We start from the raw sequence: 6,903 nt of genomic DNA on the forward strand, positions 1-6,903 counted from the left end.
CTTTATGGAACCTTCTCTGCTTGGGATTCTCTCTGTATCGAGAGAGCAAACTCAAAAATGAAGATGCCACAAGGGGGCTATCAAGTGGCATGAATGGCCTCTCAACTAAAATGGGTCACACCCAAAAGAGTTCTATCTCAAGCTCAAGGCCAGTGACCTTAACAGCGGTTTCTTGCGTGCAAAGCTGGTGCAGGTCTACCAGGCGATGGGCGATGAGAAGGCACGCGATACCGAGCGCACCGAGCTGATCGCGCTTCATAACGCAGGCAAAGACACGTCGAGCATTGCCAAGCGCTCCGACTTCTGCCGCGAGCAGTACAAAGTTGGCAAGCATAGCGTGCTTGTCTACGAGCCCTTTGTTTTTGAGCCACGTGGTAAAGATGGCTGGTTTGCCCCACGCTACCAGTTTCTCGTGGCCGACGAAGAAGGCAAGCTGGAAGTGCGGATAGAAGTGGGCTGGAATACCGTGGTGAAAAATAGTAAGGGCATCTACCAGCCAAACGGCAAGCTCAGTGCGTTTTATTTTGATGGCTACTACTCAACGGCTCGTAAGACACTGGGACTCTTCGCGGAGGAGCTTACCTACCCTGCCGTGAAAAAACACATCCAAACGATCCTTGAGACGAAAGTCAAGCCGGACGGTGGAACAACACACAAAGACAACTAGCTTAACAGATCGTTTCTTCTGTGCGATACTGGCTCTGTGTTAACGGTTACGCCTTCCGAACTGACGAAATTACTTCTCAATGTCGCCCCGACGCGCCCGGTGTTTATTTGGGGGCCGCCGGGCATTGGCAAGTCCGCGCTGGTCGAGAGCTTTGCGGCCTCCGTGGGGATCGAGTGTGTCTCGCTGCTGGGCTCACAGCTCGCGCCGGAGGACTTGATCGGGGTGCCGCGTATCGAGGACGGCAAGAGTATCTTCTGCCCGCCGCGCATGATCGCCCGCGACGAGGCGTACTTGCTCTTTGTAGACGAGCTCAATGCCTGCTCGTTTGAGGTGCAAAAAGCCTTCTACTCGCTGATCAATGACCGCCGCCTGGGCGAGTATAAGCTCCCCAAAGACTCCATCGTAGTGGGCGCGGGCAACCGGGCGCAGGACTCGGCGATTGTGAAACCGATGTCGTCGGCTCTGATGAACCGTATGCTCCATGTCGAGCTACGCCCGAGTGTTCGCGAGTGGCTGGACTGGGCCTACACGGTCGGTATCCACGAGTGGGTGATCCGCTATGTTGAGACCCGCCCCGACCATCTCTTCTCCGCCCCGCCCAAGTCCGAGGAGACCTTTACCACGCCCCGCTCCTGGCACATCCTCTCTGATGCCCTGCTCTGCTATGGCCGCGAGATCCAGCCGCAAGAGATAGACATGCTCGCCGCCGGTTGCCTCTCGCCGAGCCACGCCCGCTCGTTTGCTGCATTTCTCAAGCAGCTCTCGGGGAGCCTGCACATTGATAAAATCCTCAAGGGCGAGCAGCCGCTCCCGCGCGACCCAAAAGAGCGCGACGTGCTGTTCTTTATTGTCCAGAGCATCCGCGCCCAGCTTGCCAAGGAGCTCCCTCCGCAGAAAGACGACTGCAAGCCTCAGCACCGGCATTTAGCCAGCCAGGCAAAGCGCATCTTGGTGGAGCTGTGTGAGATCAATGTCGAGCTGGCCTCGGTGATGGTCGCTGAGGAAGTGGGCGACACGGCCCGCAACCTCCCCAGCTGGCTCCTCGTGGACCTCATCCGTGATCTGCCACGCCTCGCCGGTGTCGTGAAGGTGAAGTAGATGCTTCCCTTCGGGCCATCTCCCGCTCGCTTAGGCTCGCTGCCCTCTTCCCCTGATGCTCGTTCCTCGCGGGAAGAGGGCCTTTGGGTTTGCCCCTCTTCCGGCGACGAAGGAGCGAACCCGGGAAGAGGGGAGGCGAGGGACGAGCCGGGGAGATGGCACTAAATGGCCAAGCGTGAGACGATTAAAGAGGCGCAGAGCCGGGTTCAGACGAGCCGGTTGAATCTGAGCTGGGCCAAGAGCGATCTGGAGCGCACGCCGCTGGGGCCAGTGGCCAAGCTCCTCAAGTTCGAGGAAAGCGAGACGGTTGAGGTCGCGGGGCTGGATCACGCCGCCGCGACCGTCTTTGTCAATATCTGGCATACAGTTAAGGGCCACCATGCGCTCTCTCGCGACGAGTGGCTCTATATTCTGGCGCACCAGACGCTGCACTTTGCCCTCAACCACGCACCCAAACTACTCACTCCCTCGTCGGACGGGGGCTGGGGGGCTGGCTCGCGTGATGCGCTGCTCTGGTGCGTGGCGTGCGATGCGAGTGTGGATCGCTTGCTTAAGGCGCTGAATATCGGCAGGCCATACCGGGCCGAGCTGTGGTTTGGCGACGAGAGCGAAGAGGCGCTTTATGATGAGCTTCTGGTGCGCCGCGAGCAGGGCATGAAGCTGGACGTTGTCACGCATGCTGGGAAGAATCGCCCGGACTTGCTGGGGCTGACCAAGGCTCTCACCTACCGCCGCGACGCCGAGGCACGCTTCGCCGATGGGATTCGCTTGGCCGTCTTGCAGGCCATTGAGGAGAGCGCTGAGCATCTCAATGATGCGGAAGATGGCCTGAGTAAGTTTCCCGCGCTCGCCGCCGCACGCCGCTGGGTCTTCCAGAACCTTCCCTTGCTGGGAGCCGTGGCTCAGGAGCTGAAGATTATCGCCCGCGCCGATCTCTGCGACCGGATGGACATCTCGGTGGCCGCCGTCAATGGCTTTCTTGGGGAAATGTACTGGAACCCGGACGTGCCGCTGGAGCACGACGAGCTGGTCTTTGTCTACGCCCATGAGCTTCTCCATGTCGCGCTGCTGCACCACACCCGCGCGGCGGGGCGGGATCCGCGCCTGTGGAACTACGCCTGCGATTTCTGTATCAATGCCTGGCTGATCGAGATGGGGGTCGGGAAGATGCCGCGTATCGGAGGACTCTACGACCCACGGCTCTCAGGCATGGGAGCCGAGGAGGTCTACGATATTCTGCTCACCTGGAGCCCGCAGGAGCGCAAGAAGTTCCGGGGCTTTCGCGGGGCACTGGGCGATGTCCTGCTCGACACGGGTGGGCGACGGCTCTACCGCGGCGATGTGGCGACGCTGGACGACATCTACAAGCGTGCCTTGCAAGCTGGGCTCGCCTGCCAGACGGGGCGTGGCTTTCTTCCCGCCGGGCTCATGGAGGACATTCAGTCGCTTTTTACGCCGCCCGTGCCCTGGGATGTGGAGCTCGCGCAGTGGCTAGACCGCCATGTGCCACGCCTCGACGATTACCGGCGCTCGTTTGCCAAGGCCAGCCGCCGCCAGGCCTCCACGCCCGACATTCCCCGCGCCGCTCGCTACATCCCCCAAGAGGTTCTCGCTGCCTGCACGTTTGGCGTGCTTCTCGACACCTCGGGCTCGATGGATCGGAACCTGCTGGGCCGGAGCCTAGGCGCGATCGCCAGCTTCGCCGAGGCACGCGGCGTCCCCGCCGTCCGCCTCGTGCTCTGCGACGCCGCGCCCTACGACAAAGGCTTTGTGGAACCGTCAGAGTTGCGTGGGCAAGTGGCGGTGCAGGGGCGTGGTGGTACGGCTTTGCAGCCGGGCATCAACTATCTCCTCTCCCGCCCTGATTTCCCCGCCACCGCTCCGATCATGGTCATCACCGACGGCTGGTGTGAGGAAGAACTCCAGTGCCCCCGCGAGCACTGCTTTGTTGTCCCACGCGGTCGGGAGAGCGACTTCCCTCTGCGCAACACCACCGGCCCGATCTTCCGCATCCTCAAAGAAAATCCCTGGGACGACGAATGAGCTTCGAGCAAGACTTAGCAAGAGGTCGTGGCCGCGCCGTTCTTCATCTACAAAGCGCAGATCAAGCCACCCGTGAGCGCTACCGCGAGCCGATTCTCTATGCCTGCTGCCATAGCCAGCGCTACGACACACAGGGAGAGAGTGAACGCTCACTTTTTCTGCTTGACGTTCTCGAAGTAACCCAAGACATCGCCTACTACATCCCTCACCTCCGCGCCGCACTCTCGGACTCCACTCTGTACACCGACCAGCTCTTCGGGCTCTGTGCTCGCTTGCATCGGCGCGGTCATGCAGACATCAAAACGGATCTCTACGCCGCTGCCGAGCAGCTTGTGGCGCAGGGAAACTACGACTGGGATCAGAGTCTTCTTCGCCTCGGGACGGCAGAGGCATGGCAGAAAATAGCCGCACTCCTCCAGCAGTTTCCTCCCCACGATCCGAGCGACTGGCATACCGACTATCTCTATCGAGAGGCACAGCTAATCCTTGGGCGACGAGTGGCACGGCACCTTGCCCCTCGTGCTTTGGTAGTCGAGGTGCTCGCGAATCAGCGGGAGAATGCGCAGCGTGATCGAGACAATCGCCGCGATTATGCTAACTACGGCGAGTACACACCAGAGGAGCTGAGCCACCTAGCCGAGGCCGTTCCCCAAACTGTCGGTGAGCTACAGTACTGGCTCTTCCGGTTTCGTCAGTACCCTTTTCCGCATAACCCAGCACCACTCCTCACGCTCACCTACCACGAAGATCAGCGTATCGCCTGGTACGCTCTGCTGGCTCTGGGAAATGTCACCGACCCGCGCATCCGTGCACGTGCTCTTGAATTGCTTACTGATCCCGAGACACTTCTCTATCCTGCTGCTGTTCGGCTCTTGGCACACAACTCCAGCGACGAGGATCTCACACTTCTCACCAACCAGCTAAATCTGCTCCTTGCTCGCGGCGATGAAGCCCGTCTGCATTCCTTTGGATCACACTTTCGCGAGTACGCCCAAATAAACTCCGACTTGCTCCTCACACCACTCCTGCTCACACTCTACGATGCGATCTTATGCCCTTACCGCCGCTACAGCTTTGTCAAGTTACTTCTTGCCCGCAACGATGTCCCCACTTGGCTCCTTTCTGAGTGCCGCTACGACTGTAACGAAGACATCCGAGCTTTAGGCGGGGTGTAGAGGTAGAGCGTGCCGAGCTGCTGGTAGCCCAGCGTGGGGTAGAGCAGGGCTCCGGTGTGGCTGGCAAGCAGGACGCTGGCAGGAGCGCCGCTGGCCTTGTCGTCGGTGAGCATTTGGGCCATGAGGTCGCGTCCCACTCCCTGGCGGCGGTAGGCTTTCTCGACAAAGAGGCTCGTCACCCACGTGCCCTCGGAGGTGGCAGCGCTTCCGACCCACCCGATGACTTGAGGAACGGCTTCGTCCTGTGCGAGATACAGCCGGAGAGGCGGCGGTTCGGTTATCAGGTGCTCGGGGAGGAGCATCTTGCGCCGGGCGGCCTTTGCCAGCGCATCGGCCTGCGCGGGAGTTTGAACGCGGACAATGGGGAAGCGCTCGGAGTGGGGGAGAGCAGGAAGCGTTGTCAGGTCGTGCACCATCAGCGGCTCGGTGGACATCAGGCGGTAGCCAAGAGCCTTGAACGCTGCCCGTGCCTCTGAATCACTCTCACCGAGGGGCACTAAATAGCAGATCGTAAACTTGCTCTGCGCGGTTGCTCTTGCCTGCGCATCCACCACAGCGGGCGGCAGCTCCCAGGCGATCCACTCCTCGCCACGGTAGGAATCGCTGGCGCGGCGGCGCGGCGCGTCAGAGAGCCGCCAGAGATTTTCGTTGCGTCGCTCCGAGAGATAGGGGTGGGTGAGACTGCGCGTGAACGTGAAACCTTCGACGAAAACCGTCAGTGCTTGCTCGATAGTCATGTCGTCTCTATTTTATCGAAAATTAAATGTCAAAAATATTTGACATTAAGTAAAATATACCGTACATTAATCACGGAGGTTACTTCAATGGATATGTCGTTTCGTGAGAAGAGTGCGTGGGCTTGCCTGGTGACAACGGGCGTGGTTTTTGTCCCCTACTTCGCGTTTATCGCTCAGCTTGCCAGCAATGGCGAGCTGATTCTGCCGCGGGTGGTGGTCGCCTTTGTGGCCGCCGTGCTGGCGCAGATCGTTCTGGTTTCGGTCTACATGATGGTCATTGCGCTGCGCACCCGGCAGGAGCCACGCGACGAGCGGGACACTGCGATTGAGAGCCGGGCCTTTCGTTGGGCGCACTGGACTCTGGTGATCGCACTCTGGCTTCTTGTACTCGGCGGCGTGTTTCTTGCGCCCGTCTTTCCGCAGCTGATCTCGGTGGTCTTCGTGGGGCAGCTTGCGCTTCTCAGCTTTGTGCTTAGCGAGCTCGTGCACTACGGGACGCTGGTTCATGGCTACCGGAGAGGGTACTAGCCATGCCGATCCGCAACAACATCCGCAAGCTGCGCTTCGAGCACGGCGAGCTGACGCAGCAGGCACTCGCGGAGAAAGTGGGTGTTACGCGCCAGACTCTGATTGCCATCGAGGCTGCCAAGTACTCGCCCACGCTGGAGCTAGCCTTTCGCATCGCCGCCATATTTGGCAAGCCGCTGGACGAAGTCTTCCAGCACGAACCCGAGTAATCCCGCCCGTTCACCCAGAGGGTACCCGGGGCGGGACTGGAGAGCTAAAGCTACAAAGGGCGTGCCGCCCATAAGAGTTGGGTATGGCTGGAACGGCCTTTGTAGCGGAGGCACGACGCTCTCCAGCCCCCTCGTTCTAATCGAGGGGGTAAAATGAGCCGATGATTCCTCCCCCGACCCCTGAATGGGCGCAGCCGTGGCTGTCCGCCTGCGAGCGTGCTGTCTTTTCCCAGCGTCTTCCGATCACCGACTGGACTTTTGAGCGTGGCGGCCAAGCGCAAGCCGTGGCGATGGGTTTCGCGTGGAATGCGATTGAAGAAGAGTGCTGGCTCCGCGCAAAAATTACCGTCCCTGTAGAGTGGTCGGGCGAGCGGGTCGGGCTATGGTTTGAGCACCCGGCTGCGAGCCGCTGCTCTCGGTGGATGGCGCGCTCTGGCAGGCGCTAG

8 protein-coding genes are annotated in these 6,903 nt (G+C 60.4%); 7 read left to right on the forward strand and 1 reads right to left on the reverse strand.

Going from position 1 to position 6,903, the window contains the following annotated elements:
- Positions 1-172 precede the first annotated feature (172 nt).
- From RMO15_RS24065 to RMO15_RS24080, 4 genes are all read left to right on the forward strand, one after another.
- Positions 173-667 (forward strand): hypothetical protein, encoded by a 495-nt coding sequence (locus RMO15_RS24065; RefSeq protein WP_309718501.1) that lies wholly within the window; start codon positions 173-175, stop codon positions 665-667.
- Positions 668-703: 36 nt separating this feature from the next.
- Positions 704-1,765 (forward strand): MoxR family ATPase, encoded by a 1,062-nt coding sequence (locus RMO15_RS24070; RefSeq protein WP_309718504.1) that lies wholly within the window; start codon positions 704-706, stop codon positions 1,763-1,765.
- Positions 1,766-1,930: 165 nt separating this feature from the next.
- Positions 1,931-3,808 carry a hypothetical protein gene (locus tag RMO15_RS24075; protein WP_309718507.1) on the forward strand — a complete coding sequence of 626 codons (1,878 nt, stop codon included), beginning with the start codon at positions 1,931-1,933 and terminating at the stop codon, positions 3,806-3,808.
- Positions 3,805-4,983 (forward strand): hypothetical protein, encoded by a 1,179-nt coding sequence (locus RMO15_RS24080; RefSeq protein ID WP_309718510.1) that lies wholly within the window; start codon positions 3,805-3,807, stop codon positions 4,981-4,983. Before RMO15_RS24075 ends, RMO15_RS24080 begins: the two co-directional genes overlap by 4 nt.
- Here RMO15_RS24080 and RMO15_RS24085 read toward each other — a convergent pair.
- Entirely contained in the window at positions 4,941-5,720 is a 780-nt protein-coding gene (locus RMO15_RS24085) for a GNAT family N-acetyltransferase (RefSeq protein WP_309718513.1), read from the reverse strand. The two genes, RMO15_RS24080 and RMO15_RS24085, sit on opposite strands and share 43 nt — an antisense overlap.
- 87 nt (positions 5,721-5,807) lie before the next feature.
- Here RMO15_RS24085 and RMO15_RS24090 point away from each other — a divergent pair, with 87 nt between their 5' ends.
- The 3 genes from RMO15_RS24090 (at position 5,808) to RMO15_RS24100 (ending at position 6,903) form a co-directional block, all read left to right on the forward strand.
- Positions 5,808-6,248 (forward strand): hypothetical protein, encoded by a 441-nt coding sequence (locus RMO15_RS24090; protein WP_309718516.1) that lies wholly within the window; start codon positions 5,808-5,810, stop codon positions 6,246-6,248.
- Positions 6,249-6,250: 2 nt separating this feature from the next.
- Complete coding sequence (locus RMO15_RS24095) at positions 6,251-6,457, forward strand: helix-turn-helix transcriptional regulator (protein WP_309718519.1); 207 nt, start codon at positions 6,251-6,253, stop codon at positions 6,455-6,457.
- A gap of 161 nt (positions 6,458-6,618) precedes the next feature.
- Positions 6,619-6,903 (forward strand): hypothetical protein, encoded by a 285-nt coding sequence (locus RMO15_RS24100; RefSeq protein WP_309718522.1) that lies wholly within the window; start codon positions 6,619-6,621, stop codon positions 6,901-6,903.

Source organism: Armatimonas sp. (genome assembly GCF_031410135.1).
Lineage (GTDB): Bacteria > Armatimonadota > Armatimonadia > Armatimonadales > Armatimonadaceae > Armatimonas.